The sequence below is a fragment of the Colwellia sp. RSH04 genome, assembly GCF_003545765.1.
Classification (GTDB): Bacteria; Pseudomonadota; Gammaproteobacteria; order Enterobacterales; family Alteromonadaceae; genus Colwellia.
This window is the reverse complement of sequence record NZ_QXIO01000001.1, coordinates 579,947-597,821: the sequence shown is the minus strand read 5'-3', so window position 1 is coordinate 597,821 and position 17,875 is coordinate 579,947. Positions and strand designations below refer to the sequence as shown.

Genomic DNA, 17,875 nt, shown 5'->3' with positions numbered 1-17,875 from the left:
TGAACCAAAATTAATAGGTGTGAATAATGGCAACTAGAAGCTATCCAGACGAATTTAAAATTGAAGCAGTAAGACAAGTGACAGATCGAGGTTACAAACCAAAAGATGTTGCTGAGCGCTTAGGCGTGACAACAAAGAGTATTCAAAATTGGATGAAACAATTTGGTGCTGACTCAAATGAACAGCAAAAATTAGCAGAGTTAGAAGCTGAGATTAAACGTCTTAAAGCTGAAAACCGTAGAGTGACGGAAGAGCGTAATATCTTAAAGGAAGCAGCCGTATTTTTCGCTGGCGAGTCAAAGAAAAATACACGTTCATAAAATCTAGACTCAATAAATACCCAGTCACCGTATTATGCAAAATATTAGCAGTCAATCGTAATGGCTTTTATGCCTGGCTTAAAGAGGCCAAAAGTAAGCTAGCTATTGATGATGAACGCTTGCTTGGTAAGATCAAGCAATACTGGCTAGGAGCGGATTTTTTCGGCCATCGCAACATCACACTCGATTTGAAAGACGAGGGTGAAACGTGTGGTAAAAATCGTGTTTACAAAATCATGAGGCAAGCAGGAATTAAGGCTATACGGGGTTATAAACGCCATAGAGGTTTTACTGGTGGAAACTTCACCATATAGCTGAAAATACACTACAACGTCCGTTTGATGTCGTTGAGCCGAACAAATATTGGGTAACTGATTTCACATACATCCGAACACATAAAGGTTGGCTGTACTTAACCGTTGTTATTGATTTGTTCTCACGGAAAGTTGTTGGTTGGTCTATGAAAAAAGATCCCAGAGTTGACTTGGTTATTGATGCGTTGCTGATGGCCATTTGGAGGCGAAAACCCGAAGATAAAGTCTTAATTCATTCTGATCAAGGTGTACAATATACCTGTAATGATTGGCATACTTTCACAAACGCTAATAATTTAGAAGTAAGTATGAGTCGTCGTGGAAACTGTCATGATAACTCAGTGGCAGAAAGTTTCTTCTCTAACCTTAAAAAGGAGCGTATCAAGCGAAAGATCTATAAAACAAGGGATGAAGCTAAAGCTGATGTTTTTAACTATATTGAATTTTTCTATAATTCAAAACGAAGGCATGGTACTAATAATGGTGTTAGTCCTCATGACTTTGAAAAAGTGTACTTTGAGAACTTAAAAACTGTCTAGAGAACAGGGGACTTATCATAACTAAACATAGAGCAGCTAAGTGGATGCCAATCTGAGGCGTTTTTGGGGCGTAAGTGAGATGGTTATGAAAGTTTTAGTGCTCTGTTGAATGGTAAAAAATTTACCAATGAAAATTTAGATCTAATGAAGTATGTGCTACTTGATACAGAACGATTAACAACAGAGTTTACCAGCCTAATAGAGGATTAAGAGGTTGAAAACTTTGATAATGAATGGCTTATTGGCCAATTAGAAATGATATTTGAATATCAGCATACGAACATATTTATCCAGATACTTTGGTAGAAAGAATCTTTGATGAATATTGGAAACATCGAATAAAAGTATTCTTAATTAAAGCCTAGCCTAAACAATCGATGATTACAGATCAAAAACCTAGTAACAGTGAAATGATTGCTAAGATGAAAGGTAAAGCACCTGAGCAAGCTGTATTAATGTTTAATGAGTTTAAAGACGTGCAGTGGAAAGGGTTGAATTCATATGTTCATGGCGGTATTCATGCTTTACAGCACCATAGTGCTGGATACCCTGAGCAATTAGTTATTGATATTGTTAAGTCATCAAATGCTCTATTAAGTATGACAGCAATGATGGCGGCAATTCTTACTGGAAATAAGGTAATAGCTAAAGATGTTTCGCAAATTCAGAATAAGCATAAAGATTGTTTGCCTGTGTTACTTACAAATTAGTACTTAGCTTAGCCAAAGTTGTATTATGTTGTGATGTATTTTAAAGGAATATTTTGTTTTCATTTTAATAAATCTGTTTCGTCCTAATATGATATAATTCAGTAGTTATTTAAATACAAGTGCCATTTAAATTGTCTTGTAATGTTTTATTCGTAAAAAGTTATTATTCTTTACGTAAAACGTTACAAATTTAACTTTTGTTAATTTAACTGTTTGATTTTAAGTTTTATTTTATTGTTTTTTTTTGTTTTAGGTATGTATACCCGTTCTAGCCCTTACTAAAGGGTATTATTTGTTAAATGTAAAAGTGTTAAATTAAGCACATATTTTACGAATTATTATGACGAACCCAGCATTTTTGCTGGGTTTTTTATTACCTAAACGATAATAAATCCTGTAAATTTTTTGGTTTTTACTTTTCTATTATTTAACTTCACCTAGATGTATGGTGTGAAAGGCTTAGAGTTTGAGCGTGTGATGGCTGTGTCAGATGATGAAAATACAAGTGGTCGCTTTTTATACAAAAATAGTGTGTTCTCTGAATGTGTTGTTGGTCAATTTTACATAAAGGATTAATCAAATTAACCAACAACTTAGTCAATATCACCAATAGTAATTTGTAGTAACGTGTAAACATCTTGTAACTTATTGTTACACAAGTAAAAACATCTATTGGCATACCCTGTGCTATTTTGAAAGCATCAGAATAAATATGGAAATAACTAATGCTTACTTTATCAAAAAAATTATTACTTGCGACTGCAATGAGTACCTCGGTTTTGTTATCAGCTTGCTCGGAGCCAAAAGCAAAAGAAGATGAAACTAAAACGGCTGAATTTGCCATACCGGTGATGGTGGCAAATATTGAGCGCAATGATATCTCATCAAATTTTCATACAACGGCAACGTTAGAGTCGCGTAACGAAGCCGACATAATCACCCGTGTTACTGGGATTATTGAAGAGTTAACTATTGAAGAAGGTGACTTTGTTGAGAAAGGCCAAGTGTTAGCACGCGTCGATCCTCGACGCTATGAACTTGCGTTAGCAAAAGCAGATGCTGAACTTGCTGGCATCAACCAAGAACTTCAACGTTTATCTTTAATGGCAGAAAAACAACTTGTCAGTGCTCAAGCTTCTGATAAATTAAAATATCAACATCAAGCTGCGGTTGCAGCAAGAGAATTAGCAGCGTTAGATTTAAAAGATAGTCAAATAGTAGCGCCCATTTCAGGTTTTATTTCTCAACGATTTGTCAAGGCTGGCCATTTCACTCAAGGCTATCAAAAACTATTTCATATAGTTGACCAATCAAGCTTACAAGCGGTTGTTCATTTACCTGAGCATCAGTTGAGTTTTGTTAAGTTGCAACAACGAGCATTGTTAAGTTTTAGTGCGCGTCAGGGAAAACAGTTTTTAGCGAAAGTACGCTCTATTTCGCCGGTAATCGATAGTAGAAGCGGTACCTTTAAAGTGATTTTGTCACTAGATAATACTGATTTAGCATTAAAGCCCGGTATGTTTGCACAAATTGCATTAACTTTTGATACCCACGAAGATACCTTAACGATTCCAAGTGATGCCATTATTACGTTAGATAACCAAAGTAAAGTGTATTTAGTGAAAGATAATAAAGCGGTTGAAGTTGTTATTGAAAAAGGTTTTGTGCAAGAGCAGTTAACTGAAATAAGTGGCGAATTACAAGAAGGGGATATCGTTGTCGTTAATGGCCATCACAATTTAAAAGCAGATGCGTTAGTTGAAGTGCTAAACACTAAGCCAGCGGTAGAAAGCACAATTACTGATGAGGTCATCAAGGAAAGTGATACCGCTATCGCTAAGACAGCTAAGTAAGGACATAGCATGATTAATTTATTTGATGCCTTATATTTTTTTGTGGCAAAGCATCCAGTACTTGCTATTGCGATGACGTTTTTTCTATTGTTAATAGCAAGCCTTAATACCATTGGAGCACTGTCATGAGCATTGTTGATGTCGCTATAAAACGTCCTGTGACTGTGTGGATGTTTACCTTTGCTGTTATGCTTTTTGGCTTGGTTGGCTTATCTCGTTTGGCTGTTAATTTATTACCAGAATTGTCTTACCCAACGTTAACAGTAAGAACCAATTACACGGGGGCAGCACCTGCAGAAGTTGAGCAGTTAATTACGAAGCCAGTTGAAGAAGCCGTAGGCGTGGTAAAAGGATTAAGAAAAATAAGTTCGGTATCTAAAGCGGGTCAATCAGATGTACTACTTGAGTTTGAGTGGGACGTTGCCATGGATATCACCAGTTTAGAAGTTAGAGAGAAGTTAGATTTAATACGCTTACCGCTTGATGTTCAAAAACCACTCATTCTTAAGTTTAATCCGTCGTTAGATCCTATTGTTCGTTTAGGGCTACAAACAACAGACAACTCGGTATCAGGCTTAACCAAGCTAAGAACCTTTGCTGAATATGATGTGAAACGACAATTAGAGTCACTGTTAGGTGTGGCTTCAGTGAAACTTGGTGGTGGTTTAGAGCAAGAATATCAAGTCATTATTGATCAACATAAATTAGCGCAATTAAATCTTAGCAGTCAGGAAATTATTAATCGTATTAATGCGGAAAACATTAATGTTTCTGCAGGTAAGTTAATCGAAGGTAATACGCAATATCTTGTACGAACATTGAATCAATTTACTAATATTAACCAAATTGGTGAGTTAGTGGTGTATCGTGAAAATGATCAAATCATTACCTTAAACGACATTGCCACCATTGTAGATGGTTATAAAGAGCGCACTGATGTTACACGTATTAATGCAAGTGAAGCGGTTGAACTTGCAATTTATAAAGAGGGTGATGCGAATACGGTTCAAGTTGCTCAGTTAATAAAGCGTAAATTGAAAAATATAAATAAGCTACTTGGTGATAAATACGAGTTGACCATTGTTTATGATCAATCAACTTTTATTAGTAATGCAATAAGTGAAGTCAAATCAGCCGCAATTATTGGTGGCTTACTGGCCATGGTTATTTTGTATTTATTTTTACGTTCAATCACACCAACCTTAATTATTTCGTTATCTATTCCTGTGTCAGTTATTGCGACATTCAACATGATGTATGGCAATGGTATTAGTTTAAATATTATGTCGCTAGGAGGAATTGCTTTAGCAACAGGTCTGTTAGTTGATAATGCTATTGTAGTGCTTGAAAACATTGCCCGTTATAAAGAGCAGGGCTTAAGTGTTATTGAAGCTGCTCGAAAAGGTACAAAAGAAGTCAGTGGCGCTATTATTGCTTCAACCTTAACGACATTGGCTGTATTTGTACCGCTTATATTTGTTGAAGGGGTTGCTGGGCAGTTATTTGCTGATCAAGCCATGACTGTTGCGTTTGCATTAATTGCATCACTCTTTGTTGCATTAACGTTAATCCCTATGTTGGCATCAAGACAAATGAAGTCGACAGAAGAAAGTGCATTGTTAGAAAAAGCCCCAAAAGCAACATCATTTAAACAGCTAGCATGGCATAAAAAAATAACCTTTATATTAGGCTTACCATTTAAATTATTGTTTACATGGTTGCCTATGCTAGTAAGCCGTTTTGTTTTATTAGTATTTCATGCCATTAATAAAGTCGCTTCTATTATTTTTAAACCAATCACGACAGGTTTTAATTATGTATTTGAGCAACTAGCTAAGGTTTATGCTAAGTCATTATCACTTTCGCTTAAGCATAGCTTTATAACATTGTTTATTAGTCTTACCTTTGCGGGCTCTGCATTGTTGATACTTCCGCGAATTGGTGTTGAGTTATTACCTGAACTTGCCCAAGGTGAGTTTTATGTTGAATTAGAATTAGCACCAGGTACACCGTTAGCTGTTACCGATCGCACCATAAACCAAGTTGCAACATACCTACAAAAAGATGAAAGAGTAAAAAGCAGTTATTCATTAACGGGTCGAGGTAGTTTAATGACCAGTAGTGCAGATAAAGGTGGCGAGCATCAAGCACGTTTGCAAGTAATGCTTCATAACAGTGCTGATGAACAACAAGTAATGGATGATATTCGACAATTTACTCGTAAGCTTGTTGGTGCTACTACGCAGTTAAATCAACCTGAACTATTTACTTTTAGTAAGCCTATGAGCATTGAGTTAGCGAGTTATGATCTTGATTTACTAGCAAAATACAGCAAGCAATTAACACAAAAAATGGAAAAGTCACCTGTGTTTGTTGATGTGGCTAATAGCCAGCGTGAAGGTCAGCCTGAATTAGCCATTCATTTTAATCAACAAAAAATTGCTCAGCTTGGTTTAAATGCCCCTGATATTGCCCGTTTGTTAGCAGTTAAGGTCGGCGGAAATATTGCCAGTAAATATACCTTACTTGATAGAAAAATCGATATTCTAGTTCGTAGTGATGAAACGCAGCGTGATTCTGTTGAGGATTTACGAGAGCTTGTGGTTAACCCGAATAGTGATTTTCCTATAACGTTAGAAAGTATCAGTGAAATAATTGAAACTGTTGGTCCCGCGCAAATTAATCGAATTAACCAGCAACGAGTTGCAGTAATAAATGCCAATATTGCAGTAGGCGATCAGAACAGTGCTTTAGCTGAAGCGAATCAATTAATCGCGCAATTAAAACTCCCTTTAACTGTAGTGCCTTCTTTTGGTGGTCAAAGTGAAGAAATGCAACAATCGTTTAATTCAATGATTATGGCATTAACGTTAGCGGTATTTTTAGTTTACTTGGTAATGGCTTCACAATTTGAGTCGTTACTACAGCCCTTTTTAATTTTATTTAGTGTGCCACTTGCTGGTGTTGGTTCAATTTACGGCTTATATCTTTTTGGTAGCAATATTAGTGTAATAGTCTTTATAGGTTTAATTATGCTAGCAGGTATTGTCGTTAATAATGCCATTGTATTGGTTGATAGAATCAATCAATTAAGAATGCAAGGTATAGAGAAAGTAGACGCTATCAAACAAGCTGCTCAATCACGCTTAAGACCAATCATAATGACAACGCTCACGACTGCATTAGGTTTACTACCTATGGCTATAGGTGTTGGTGAAGGTGCTGAACTAAGAACGCCTATGGCGATAACTGTAATTAGTGGCCTGTTGTGTTCAACCTTCTTAACTTTGATTGTGTTACCTGTGTTGTATCAACTTTTTGATCATAAGCGTTTTACTGAAGAGTCAGCAACACATAAAGCTGTATCTCCTAAAGTCATGACGTCAGTGGAGCCGCAAAATGTCTAAAAGCCGATTGAACTTAACTGCACTGGCTATTCGAAAGCCAGTGACTACGCTGATGCTTTGCTTAACCATGTTGTTGATGGGCGTTGCAGCAAGCCAATTATTACCACTAGAAAAGTGGCCAGGTATTGATATTCCTGAAATGATGATTAGTGCACCTTATCAAGCGTCAACACCAGCAGAGGTTGAACGCTTAGTTACCAAGCCTTTAGAAGAAGCATTAGCAACCATGGGGGGAATTCAGCGATTGAATTCTCGTTCTACGGAACATGGTACTGAAATAGGCATCGAAGTTGAGTGGGAAAGTAGCCTGACTGGTAAAGCGATTGAAGCACGTGAAAAAATAGATGCTGTGCGTCATTTACTACCTGAAGATTTACAACGGGTTTTTGTATATCAATTTTCGACGGCAGACATGCCGATATTGACATTACGTATTTCAAGTGAGCGTGAATTAAAGAATAGCTTTCAGTTATTGAATAACTACTTGAAAAAGCCACTTGAACGCTTAACTGGCGTGTCAAAAGTTGAGTTATATGGAGTTGATCAAAGACAGATTTCTATTCGCTTATTGAGTGATCGTATGGCGAGCCATGGTGTTGATGTGCGTTTGTTAACTCAAACATTACAGGCGCATAACTTTACCATTAATGCAGGAGCATTAAAGTCTGCAACAAATACTATACGTATTAGCCCAAAAGGTGAGTTTACTAACCTAAATGATATTAACGCCTTAATAGTAAAAGATAATGTTTATTTAGGCGATGTTGCCAGCGTTCAGTTTGAGCAACCAGAAAGACAAGATGGTAGACATTTAGATAGAAGTTATGCGATTGGCGTGAATGTATTTAAAGAGTCGAGTGCTAACTTAGTTGAAGTTGCTGGTCGAGTAGTTGAATTAGTGAATGAGATATCTGAGAGCCCACAGTTCAACGGCATCAATATTTTTATGATGGAAGATCAAGCCAAAGGAGTTACAGATTCTTTATCGGACTTATTAATGGCTGGCGCGATAGGGGCAGCGTTATCCTTTATTGTGTTATATCTTTTTGTTCGTAATACCACAGCGACGGTATTAGTAGTTGCATCAGTACCTTTTTCTATTTGTATTACGTTAGCAGTAATGTTCTTTTTAGATTATTCATTAAATATTTTATCTATGATGGGCTTATTACTTGCCGTAGGTATGTTAGTGGATAATTCTGTTGTCATTACTGAATCAATTGCGGCACAACATAAAGCAACACCTGCTAAAGATAAAGCCGGTAAAGTTAGTAATATTTTACTTGGAGTAGACAAAGTATCACTCGCGGTTATGACAGGCACATTAACAACCATGATTGTCTTTATGCCAAATATAATTGGTGAAAAAGTGCAGTTAACAGTGTTTTTAGAACATGTTGCTATTGCTATATGCATTTCATTAGCTGCATCGTTATTGATTGCTAAAACCTTGCTTCCTTTACTGTTAAGTAAAATATCATTAGATCATATTGGGGCAAAACATGTTAATAATAAACCGTCGAAAGCCAGTGAAAAATATAAGCGTAGTTTAACGTGGGTTTTAGCTCATCCAAGAACCACAGGCTTTGTTGCTTTATTAATCTTGGCAAGTACAGCAATACCGATGAGCGTAATTACCTCAGATAATAACGACAACCAAGATGGTACTCGATTATTTATGCGCTACCATGTTGAGGGACAATATCCACTTGAGCATGTTGAAGCAATGGTTGATCGTATGGAGGAATATTTGTATGCCAACAAAGAAGAATTCTATATTGAGTCTGTATATAGTTATTACAACGGTGAACGCGCCTCATCTACTTTATTGTTAAAAGAAAACCGCGATATCTCCATGAACACCTTAAAGGAACGTATTCGCGAAAATATGCCCGTATTTGCTGAAGCAAAGCCTGACTTTGGCTGGCAAAGTGCTAAATCGGGTGGTGTTAGTTTAACCTTGTTAGGACCATCAACAGAAATGTTGATGACATTGTCTGAGCAAATTGTGCCAGTGTTATCACATGTTGAGGGCTTAGCAGATGTTAAGAGTGATATTTCACAACATCAAAAAGAAATGGTCATTGTGATTGATCGCTTTAAAGCGAATCAGCTGGGTTTAGATTCACGTCAGGTAGCGCAAATTGTCGGTACGGCATTAAGAGGAATTGAGCTGCGAAGTTTTAGGCATGATCCCAATGGCGAAGTGAATATTCGCTTACTTTATGATGAGCGATTGAAGTACTCCTTAAACCAATTGAAGAAACTGCCTATTACGCAGATAGACGGCCAAGATATTAGTTTAGAAAGCGTTGCAAGTTTTAAAACTCAACCAAGATTAGCGACAATTTATCGAGAAGAGCGCCACACAGCGCTTACCATTGGTGCTAACTTAAATGAAATAACCATGGAGCAAGCAAAAGAGCGCATTGAACAAGCTATGTCGACTTTAACTTTACCATCGGGTTATTCATGGAAGTTAGGGCGAGGTTTTAATCGTCAACAACAAGAGCAGAATATTATGTTAGTGAATATGCTGTTAGCGTTGGCGATGATATACATTGTGATGGCAGCATTATTCGAATCGTTACTGCTTCCTGCTGCGATTATTAGTTCAATTATTTACTCTATTGTTGGTGTGTTTTGGTTCTTTCTTATCACCGGTACTAGTATGTCAGTAATGGGGATGATTGGAATTTTAATACTGATGGGGATAGTGGTAAATAATGGTATTGTATTGATTGATCAAATTAACCAAATGTCGCCTAAACTTGATGAGTTACAATCTGTTATTGCTGATATCTGTGTCACACGTTTACGACCCGTATTAATGACAGTAGCAACCACTGTATTGGGTATGGTACCCCTAGCTCTCGGGTCAACTCAAATAGGTGGTGATGGGCCATCATACTCACCTCTTGCTATTGCGATTATTGGAGGGTTAACCTTTTCAACCATCACCAGTTTATTTTTAGTGCCTTGGTGTTATCTAATGTTTACTCGATTAGCACATCGCTCAAGCAATGGTTTTGTTAAAGCAAACGCTTTCGCTAAGCGAATAGCTAAGGTGTAATTGAAATTATATCGTTAACTTATTAGGGGCTGTTTTTTAATCATTTTTAATTAAGCTGCTCTTATTGATACAGCAGGACTGATATTAATTATCCCTTCTTCGTTAATGGTTGCTATTTTATTTTCTAACGTAAGTATTGCGAGCATTTTGTTATTGAAATTACGTACAAAAGATAAGGTGTAACCGAATTGACCAAGACTACAGGTCGAAAACTTTTGACTTAAATTAAGCTTCTCCCATAATGAATCTTGACTGTAATTATTCACTCTTTGTTCGAGGATATTGGTAAGACGTAGCGTTGAAATTTTTTGAGTATTCATAAGCACCACCTTTATATTTATCGGTAAGGTAATGATACAGCCAGCCAGGTCTTTTACTGTTTTGAATTGTAGACTCGATGTAATTAATTGTAGTGGTAACCAAAATAGAAAGAGCCAGTTATCGTAAAATAAACTGACTCTTAAGTGAATACTAAGTCGCGATGTTGCTGTTTATAAACTTTATGACTCTGTATTGTTTTTTGCTTGTTCTTCTTTAATCTTTGCTTGTTCAATACGCCATTTTTGCAGTTCGGCGTAATAATGATCCCATACACAAGGATTACAAGCACCACCGCCACAGCAGTCATCATCCGCTGGTTGAGTTGGTTTTTCTCGTACGTTCGACATATTCGCTCTTCTATTCATATTGCTTTAACGATAATAAAAAAGCTCTGCCAAGGCAGAGCTTTTTAGATAGCAATAATAATAATCACTTACTCATGACTATTCAAGTTCAGCAAGTTTGTGCTCTAGGTAGTGAATATTTGCTCCACCATTGACAAAACCTTGATCATTTAAAATATCTTGATGCAAAGTGATATTGGTTTTAATACCATCAATGACTAGTTCAGACAAAGCATTACGCATTCTTGCAATTGCCACATCTCTGTTATCACCCCAAGTAATTAATTTACCAATCATAGAGTCATAATGAGGCGGTACAGAATAATCTGCATAAATATGAGAATCCCAACGAACACCTAACCCTCCAGGAGGGTGAAAACGTGTAATTTTACCCGGTGAAGGAATAAACGTACGTGGATCTTCAGCATTGATACGACACTCAATTGAATGTCCTGCAATTTTAATATCATCTTGAGTACAAGATAAGGGTAATCCAGCAGCAACACGTAATTGTTCTTTAATTAAATCAACGCCAGTGATCATCTCCGTAACGGGATGTTCAACTTGGATACGCGTATTCATTTCAATGAAGTAGAATTCGCCATTTTCATATAAAAACTCGAAAGTACCAGCGCCACGATAATTGATCTCAATACAAGCATTACAACAACGCTCACCAATTTTAGCTCGCATTTCAGGTGTAATACCTGGTGCAGGTGCTTCTTCAACCACTTTTTGGTGACGACGTTGCATTGAACAATCACGCTCACCTAAATGGATTGCTGCGCCTTGACCATCGGCAACAATTTGAATTTCAACATGACGTGGGTTTTCAAGGAATTTCTCCATGTAAACCATATCATTTTTGAATATAGTGCCCGCTTCTCGTTTAGTTAAATTGATTGAATCAATTAATTCTTCTTCAGAACGAACAACACGCATACCACGACCACCGCCGCCACCTGCTGCTTTAACAATAACAGGGTAACCAATGCGTTTTGCATGAGCTTTATTTAGTTCTTCATCATCAGTCAATGGACCATCAGAACCTGGTACACAAGGTACACCAGCTGATTTCATTGCTTGAATTGCTGCAACTTTATCACCCATAATTCTAATGCTTTCAGCTTTAGGACCAATAAAAGCAAAACCAGATTTCTCAACCTGTTCAGCAAAGTCGGCATTTTCAGCTAAAAAGCCATACCCTGGATGTATAGCGACAGCATTAGTCACTTCAGCTGCCGTGATTATGGCAGGCGCATTTAAATAACTATCTAAAGCTGATGGCTTACCAATACAAATCGTTTCATCAGCTAATAAAACATGCTTTAAGGTTTTGTCTGCTGTTGAATGAACAGCAACAGTTTTAATACCAAGCTCTTTACAAGCTCTTAATATTCTTAAGGCAATTTCGCCACGATTGGCGATAACAACTTTATCTAACATGGAATGACCCTTTTCGGTTGGGCTTATTCAATGATGAATAGCGGTTGGTCAAATTCAAGAGCATCTTCGTTTTGCACAAGAATTTCTTTGATAACGCCAGATTTGTCAGCTTCAATTTGGTTCATCATTTTCATTGCTTCAACGATACAAAGTGTATCACCAGCGTTTACGTGCTGACCTACTTCAACAAAAGCAGGTGCATCTGGTGAAGCTGATGCGTAGAAAGTGCCAACCATCGGTGAACGTACAATGTGCCCTGATAAAACAGGTGCTGAAGCTTCTGCTGTTGGTGCAGGTGCTGCTATGGGTGCTGCTACTGGCGCTGCTTGAGCTACAGGTGCCGCGGCTACCACTGTGCCGCCACGGCTAATGCGTACAGATTCTTCACCTTCAGCAATTTCTAATTCGTTGATGCCTGACTCTTCAACTAACTCAATAAGTTTCTTTATTTTACGAATATCCATTTGAACACCTTTGTTTCAATAATATGTTGATTTAATAGTAAGTTAGCCTTTAAAAACTAACTGTAATAATTTGTTTAGCTTGGCTATCAATAGAACTAGCCATGTTATTTTTGGGGTTAATCGACTGTTTTAGCCTGTAAATATTTATGAGCTGCTTCAAGAGCATAAAAATATCCTTGAGATCCTAAGCCACAGATAACTCCTTTAGCGATATCTGATAAAAATGAGTGTTTTCTAAATTCTTCTCTAGCATGCACATTTGAAAAATGCACTTCAATAAAGGGAATTGAAACTGAAAGTAATGCATCTCTTAAGGCGATACTTGTATGAGTAAATGCAGCCGGATTAATAATGATAAAGTCGATATTTTCATGTGCTTGATGAATACGATCGATAAGCTGGTGTTCAGCATTAGATTGTAAATGCTCAAGCTTCATTTCAAATTTTTCTGCTTTTATTGTTAATAAGTTAACAATATCACTCAATGATTCTGTGCCATAAATAGCAGGCTCACGCTTACCTAGCATATTTATATTCGGTCCATTTAGCACTAAAACTTTAAATTTTGCTGTCATTTGTCGTAAAAACACGTCTAAAATTGTTGTAACGCCAATATTCACATAAAAATAGTTGGCTGTGAACAATAAACTGTTTTTTTCTCAGTTTTTTTAATATTGGCGATTATTATAGTGTTTTCGAAGAATTTAGCAGCAAAATACTGGTCTAATCTCTTAGTGGAGAAGATTTGTGGCAATAACAGAATTTATTGTCTACAATTAAGTTTAGGCTCTAAATTTGTTATTTGATTGATTTTTAAGATTATTTTGTCTGCATATCAAGTTGTTTTGCTTTCTTACAGGGATCGTACTATCAAAAAACTGTTTTTATTAAGTTTCTTAATGATTGGAATGTTTATCACTTCTACAGTGTATGCTGTTGAAGTAATAGTGAATGTTTCAGTTAAAGATACCACTCTCACTACCTCGCAGTTAAAGCGTATCTATACGATGCGACAATTACGCTGGTCTGATCAAAGTGTAATAAAGGTATTCGTGTTGCCTAGCCAACATGAATTACACCGACGCTTCACAAAAGAGCGACTGCAAATCTTTCCATATCAACTCAATCGAATTTGGCATAAATTAACATACTCAGGACTTGGTGTTGCACCAACCATAGTGAACTCCCCAGAAGAATTATTCACAGCAGTATCGTTAACACCAGGGTCTATAGGATATATAGATATGCCAGATAGCAATCTTGACGAAGGAGCGGTTAATGTTATCAATATTGAAGACTAATACAGCTACAACCCAATGCATCATATTGTCTATTGTGGCACTGGTTATATTCTCAATTCCTGTATCAGCTCAAGAAGCTATAGCGTCGACTGAATATAATGCTTATCAAGAAAATACATCGAATAATGGTTTATTTAATGCGGGTGATCTGAAATTACATGGCTTTGTTGCTTTAGGTGTTATTGATGTAAATGGTAGTGATTTTGTTAATGACGATGGTTCATTATCAACGGAGCTTACGGAAATAGGTTTTAACGCTTCTTGGCAATTGGACTCACAGTTTAGATTAGCTGGACAAGTTGTTTATTTAGATGGCGGTAATCGTTATGAAAAAGGTGTTAGGGTTGACTATGCGCTAATTGACTGGTCTGCCATTGCGACAGAGAATTGGCAACTTAATGTTTATGCGGGTCGCTCTAAAAATAATCATTGGCTTTATTCTAGTACGCGAACAGTACCATTTGCCCGCCCAAGTATCATTCTTCCCCAGTCAGTCTATTTTGATGGCTTTAGAGATATCGCTGTAGGTCATGATGGAGCAGGACTGAAGCTAAGTCATAGTAACGATGATTATGGTAATTTTGATTTTAATTTAACCTATGGGCGCTCTCCAATCTCTGATGAGCAAGAAGAAATACTTCTAAGCCAGCTTGCTACGGGTAAGGCAAAGCAGGAGTTTGATCTTCAGTCTAGTTTTTATTGGCAACCGGCTTTTTCTCAATGGCGTTTTGGTTTATCTCTATTAGACTCTGATTTCTCTTATGAGAGTGCTAGGCCTGAAAAACCAGATGCTTTCTTTGATGCCGAGTTTTCGTTTCAATTTTATACATTTAATGCACTTTACGAAGGTGAGTTCTGGGAGTTTAGTGGGGAAATATATCAATCAAGATTCGAAACGACTGGCTTCTATTTTCCTCAGCATCATACCGACAATATTGCTCAGGGTTATTACTTACAAACTCGATACAAATTAACGCCTGATTTAACGTTATTAGCAAGGTATGAAGATTTTTACCTTAATAAAGAGGATAAAGACGGTAAAAAATTAGAAGAAGATAGTATGGGGCTAATTCCTGCCTATTTCGGTTATCACAAAGATACTGTACTTGGATTATCATATGACTTTACAAGTAATTTAAGTTTGAGGCTAGAGTATCACTGGGTTCAGGGAGCAGGACGATTAACGCCTGTAGTAGTACCTAACCCGAGAAAAAATGATTCTGAAGATTGGCAGTTATGGGCTGCACAACTTATGTATTGGTTCTAAGAGACGCAGTATTATGACTAAAAAATTTGTTGGCGTACCGACTCAATTACTTACCCTGATCATTTCTACATTGTTGTTATTAGCAATAGGTTTTTCTGCATTGTCGTTAATGCGCCTGCAAGAAGATTATCGTCAATTTAGAGCTACGACGTTAGAACAAGGTCAAACGCAAGTTATTTTGCATAACAATATATTGAGAACGAAATTAACGCTTTGGATAGAGTCATTCACTGATCTTATTCAACTCTCTCAACAAGAGGATTTCTCCTTATTAAGTGAGCAGCTGAATCAACAATATGATGCATTGCAAATGCATCTAAATGTTGAAGATATTTGGTTAGTTGATAGTAATCATGAAATTCTATTTGCAACGGACAACTTTCCTTTAGAAGTGCAAACCAATATCGCACAAGTATTTAGACTGCAAGAGCCGAAAAACCAAATATATTGCCCTAACAATTGTCAGTTGTTATTAAGTTTACCGTTATTGAATAAACAGGGTGAAATGGTAGTTGTAACAATGAGCGCTTCTTTAGTTGATATGTTATTTGCTATTAAAACTTCGCTTAATCGAGAAGTTGCTGTATTAAGTTTTTCGTCAGCTCAGCATGACAGCTTTCAATTTGGCAATGGTAAAATCATTTCTGCATCTGACATGGAATTAACTCAAACTTTACTAACCTCAAAAGGTAATGCGACAGTGTTAGAATCTGTACTTGAACAAGGTTTATCGTCAGACATTACTAATGCAAGTTACCTCACTAATATGTTGCTATTAGCTAAAAATAAAAAGCAAGAGTTCTACTTAACATTGATTGACGATGTTACCGATTATAAGCAAAAACATGAAAGCTACCGATGGAACTTTTTATTATCGTTAACAGGTATTTTTATAGCGCTAGCAATATGGGTTTATGTTATTGCCAGCCCTTTTACTAAACGTTTATTGCAGCTTTCTAACGCTTTACCTTTATTGGCACATAAAAAGTTTGATCAATTCAGAGAGATTAAATTCAAAGGGCAAAAGATATTTGCTGATGAACTGGATATTTTGTCGGATTCTGCGGTGGAGTTAAGCTTTGAATTAGAACAGCTTAACCTTGAAATTGAACAGAAAACTAATGAACTTGAAAATATTGCAATGTTCGATTTACTCACCGGTTTGCCAAATCGTAATATGCTAAATTATCAATTAAGAAAATCTATCGCGAATATTGGCCGTTACAAAGGCGGAGTAGCTGTTTTATTTTTAGATTTAGATGACTTTAAAAAAGTTAATGACAGTAATGGGCATAATATAGGTGACAAGTTACTTATTCAGGCGGCTGAACGTGTCAGATTAAGCGTGGGTGAAATAGATTTAGCTAGTCGGTTTGGTGGTGATGAATTTGTTCTGGTGTTAAGTCACTTAACTAATATAGAAGATGCAATTAATGTTGCTGAAAAAGTGCTGATACAATTTAAAGAGCCAATCAAGCTTGACTCAAGTATTTTCTACATTTCTACCAGTATTGGTATCGCTTATACAGAATCAGCGAATGAAAAGGCTGATGACTTAGTTAGTCATGCTGACATTGCGATGTATGAAGCCAAAGATAGTGGTGGCGGCCAGTATCATGTGTATCATCAAGAGATGTTTCAGCGTGTTGCACATCGAGTGATGCTAGAAGGGGAAGTAAGACAAGCATTAGCAAGAGAGCAGTTTAGTTTAAGTCTTCAGCCTCAATTGTGTGCAAAAACCAAGAGATTATATGGTTTTGAAGCACTACTGCGTTGGAAGCACCCTGAAAGAGGGATGATTTCGCCAGAAGACTTTATTCCTATACTTGAAAATTCCCAGTATATGATTGAGTTGGGGTATTGGATCATACGTCGGTGCTTTGAGCTTGCGGTTGAAATTAAGCATTATGGATTAAATGATATTCGTATTGCCATTAACTTATCTGCGGGACAATTTATTGATACTAATTTACCTATATTTTTAAAAGCACTGTTACAAGAGTTCTCATTATCAGCTCGAAATTTTGAGTTAGAGCTGACAGAGCAAACTTTAGTTAAAGATATAGATCATACCATTGCGATGATGGAAGCACTGAAAGATATTGGATTTAGCTTTGCTATTGATGATTTTGGCACAGGTTATTCATCACTCGCATATTTGAAAAAGCTACCGGTAGACGTTATAAAAATTGATAAGAGCTTTATATTTGGTATGTTAGAGAATCATTCAGACTATCAAATTATTAAATCAACCATTGCGATGGTGAAAAACTTAGGGTTAATCGTAATCGCTGAAGGTGTTGAAACTAAAGCACAATTAATAAGTTTATCAGAAAATGATTGTGATTTAATACAAGGTTACTACTACTCTAAGCCCGTACCTGAGGCAGAATTGTTTACCTTTATAGATAAGCATATCTCTGCAGGGTATTGGAAGCTAAAGGTTGACCCAAGTGTGATAAAATCTGCATGAGCATAGTTGTTTATCCTATGCTCATGCAGGCTATTTAATTATA

At 36.7% G+C, this 17,875-nt stretch carries 12 protein-coding genes and 1 pseudogene; 8 read left to right on the top strand and 5 right to left on the bottom strand.

Annotation, left to right across the window (positions count from 1 at the left end):
- Nucleotides 1-26 precede the first annotated feature (26 nt).
- The 5 genes and pseudogenes from D1094_RS02390 to D1094_RS02370 all read left to right on the top strand — a co-directional run bounded on the left by D1094_RS02390 (nucleotide 27) and on the right by D1094_RS02370 (nucleotide 10,216).
- Nucleotides 27-1,173, top strand: a pseudogene (locus D1094_RS02390) (IS3 family transposase).
- Nucleotides 1,174-1,550: 377 nt separating this feature from the next.
- Nucleotides 1,551-1,883 carry a DUF6988 family protein gene (locus tag D1094_RS02385; protein WP_182440075.1) on the top strand — a complete coding sequence of 111 codons (333 nt, stop codon included), beginning with the start codon at nucleotides 1,551-1,553 and terminating at the stop codon, nucleotides 1,881-1,883.
- Between the two features lie 725 nt (nucleotides 1,884-2,608).
- Entirely contained in the window at nucleotides 2,609-3,736 is a 1,128-nt protein-coding gene (locus D1094_RS02380) for an efflux RND transporter periplasmic adaptor subunit (RefSeq protein WP_118958452.1), read from the top strand.
- A 125-nt stretch (nucleotides 3,737-3,861) separates the two neighbouring features.
- Nucleotides 3,862-7,143 (top strand): efflux RND transporter permease subunit, encoded by a 3,282-nt coding sequence (locus D1094_RS02375; RefSeq protein ID WP_118958451.1) that lies wholly within the window; start codon nucleotides 3,862-3,864, stop codon nucleotides 7,141-7,143.
- Between the two features lie 7 nt (nucleotides 7,144-7,150).
- A complete protein-coding gene (locus D1094_RS02370) occupies nucleotides 7,151-10,216 on the top strand; it encodes an efflux RND transporter permease subunit (protein WP_118958708.1) in 3,066 nt (1,021 codons plus the stop codon).
- 50 nt (nucleotides 10,217-10,266) lie between these two features.
- On the opposite strand, the gene D1094_RS02365 is transcribed toward D1094_RS02370, so the two are convergent.
- The 5 genes from D1094_RS02365 to aroQ all read right to left on the bottom strand — a co-directional run bounded on the left by D1094_RS02365 (nucleotide 10,267) and on the right by aroQ (nucleotide 13,366).
- The gene (locus tag D1094_RS02365) at nucleotides 10,267-10,536 is read right to left on the bottom strand and encodes a hypothetical protein (protein ID WP_220452511.1); all 270 of its coding nucleotides are present in this window, start codon (nucleotides 10,534-10,536) and stop codon (nucleotides 10,267-10,269) included.
- Between the two features lie 180 nt (nucleotides 10,537-10,716).
- A complete protein-coding gene (locus D1094_RS02360; RefSeq protein WP_118958450.1) occupies nucleotides 10,717-10,884 on the bottom strand; it encodes an oxidoreductase-like domain-containing protein in 168 nt (55 codons plus the stop codon).
- A gap of 96 nt (nucleotides 10,885-10,980) precedes the next feature.
- Nucleotides 10,981-12,327: an acetyl-CoA carboxylase biotin carboxylase subunit gene (gene accC, locus D1094_RS02355; RefSeq protein WP_118958449.1), complete on the bottom strand. Its 1,347-nt coding sequence runs from the start codon at nucleotides 12,325-12,327 to the stop codon at nucleotides 10,981-10,983.
- Between the two features lie 23 nt (nucleotides 12,328-12,350).
- On the bottom strand, nucleotides 12,351-12,791 hold the full coding sequence (gene accB, locus D1094_RS02350) for an acetyl-CoA carboxylase biotin carboxyl carrier protein (RefSeq protein ID WP_118958448.1): 441 nt from the start codon (nucleotides 12,789-12,791) through the stop codon (nucleotides 12,351-12,353).
- A 116-nt stretch (nucleotides 12,792-12,907) separates the two neighbouring features.
- The gene (gene aroQ, locus D1094_RS02345; RefSeq protein WP_118958706.1) at nucleotides 12,908-13,366 is read right to left on the bottom strand and encodes a type II 3-dehydroquinate dehydratase; all 459 of its coding nucleotides are present in this window, start codon (nucleotides 13,364-13,366) and stop codon (nucleotides 12,908-12,910) included.
- 324 nt (nucleotides 13,367-13,690) lie between these two features.
- Here aroQ and D1094_RS02340 point away from each other — a divergent pair, with 324 nt between their 5' ends.
- Genes D1094_RS02340 through D1094_RS02330 form a run of 3 tightly spaced genes read left to right on the top strand, consistent with a single transcriptional unit; the run spans nucleotide 13,691 to nucleotide 17,832 of the window.
- Nucleotides 13,691-14,092: a hypothetical protein gene (locus D1094_RS02340; RefSeq protein ID WP_118958447.1), complete on the top strand. Its 402-nt coding sequence runs from the start codon at nucleotides 13,691-13,693 to the stop codon at nucleotides 14,090-14,092.
- On the top strand, nucleotides 14,070-15,359 hold the full coding sequence (locus D1094_RS02335) for a hypothetical protein (protein ID WP_118958446.1): 1,290 nt from the start codon (nucleotides 14,070-14,072) through the stop codon (nucleotides 15,357-15,359). The genes D1094_RS02340 and D1094_RS02335 overlap by 23 nt, the downstream gene beginning before the upstream one ends.
- Nucleotides 15,360-15,372: 13 nt before the next feature.
- Nucleotides 15,373-17,832 (top strand): bifunctional diguanylate cyclase/phosphodiesterase, encoded by a 2,460-nt coding sequence (locus D1094_RS02330; RefSeq protein ID WP_182440074.1) that lies wholly within the window; start codon nucleotides 15,373-15,375, stop codon nucleotides 17,830-17,832.
- The last annotated feature ends 43 nt before the right edge of the window (nucleotides 17,833-17,875 follow it).

Coding starts and splice junctions, on each gene's coding strand:
- D1094_RS02335 (WP_118958446.1), top strand. CDS start 14,070: ATGTTATCAATATTGAAGACTAATACAGCTACAACCCAATGCATCATA.
- aroQ (WP_118958706.1), bottom strand. CDS start 13,366: ATGACAGCAAAATTTAAAGTTTTAGTGCTAAATGGACCGAATATAAAT.
- D1094_RS02385 (WP_182440075.1), top strand. CDS start 1,551: ATGATTACAGATCAAAAACCTAGTAACAGTGAAATGATTGCTAAGATG.
- D1094_RS02360 (WP_118958450.1), bottom strand. CDS start 10,884: ATGTCGAACGTACGAGAAAAACCAACTCAACCAGCGGATGATGACTGC.
- D1094_RS02380 (WP_118958452.1), top strand. CDS start 2,609: ATGCTTACTTTATCAAAAAAATTATTACTTGCGACTGCAATGAGTACC.
- D1094_RS02330 (WP_182440074.1), top strand. CDS start 15,373: ATGACTAAAAAATTTGTTGGCGTACCGACTCAATTACTTACCCTGATC.
- D1094_RS02375 (WP_118958451.1), top strand. CDS start 3,862: ATGAGCATTGTTGATGTCGCTATAAAACGTCCTGTGACTGTGTGGATG.
- D1094_RS02365 (WP_220452511.1), bottom strand. CDS start 10,536: ATGAATACTCAAAAAATTTCAACGCTACGTCTTACCAATATCCTCGAA.
- accC (WP_118958449.1), bottom strand. CDS start 12,327: ATGTTAGATAAAGTTGTTATCGCCAATCGTGGCGAAATTGCCTTAAGA.
- D1094_RS02340 (WP_118958447.1), top strand. CDS start 13,691: ATGATTGGAATGTTTATCACTTCTACAGTGTATGCTGTTGAAGTAATA.
- accB (WP_118958448.1), bottom strand. CDS start 12,791: ATGGATATTCGTAAAATAAAGAAACTTATTGAGTTAGTTGAAGAGTCA.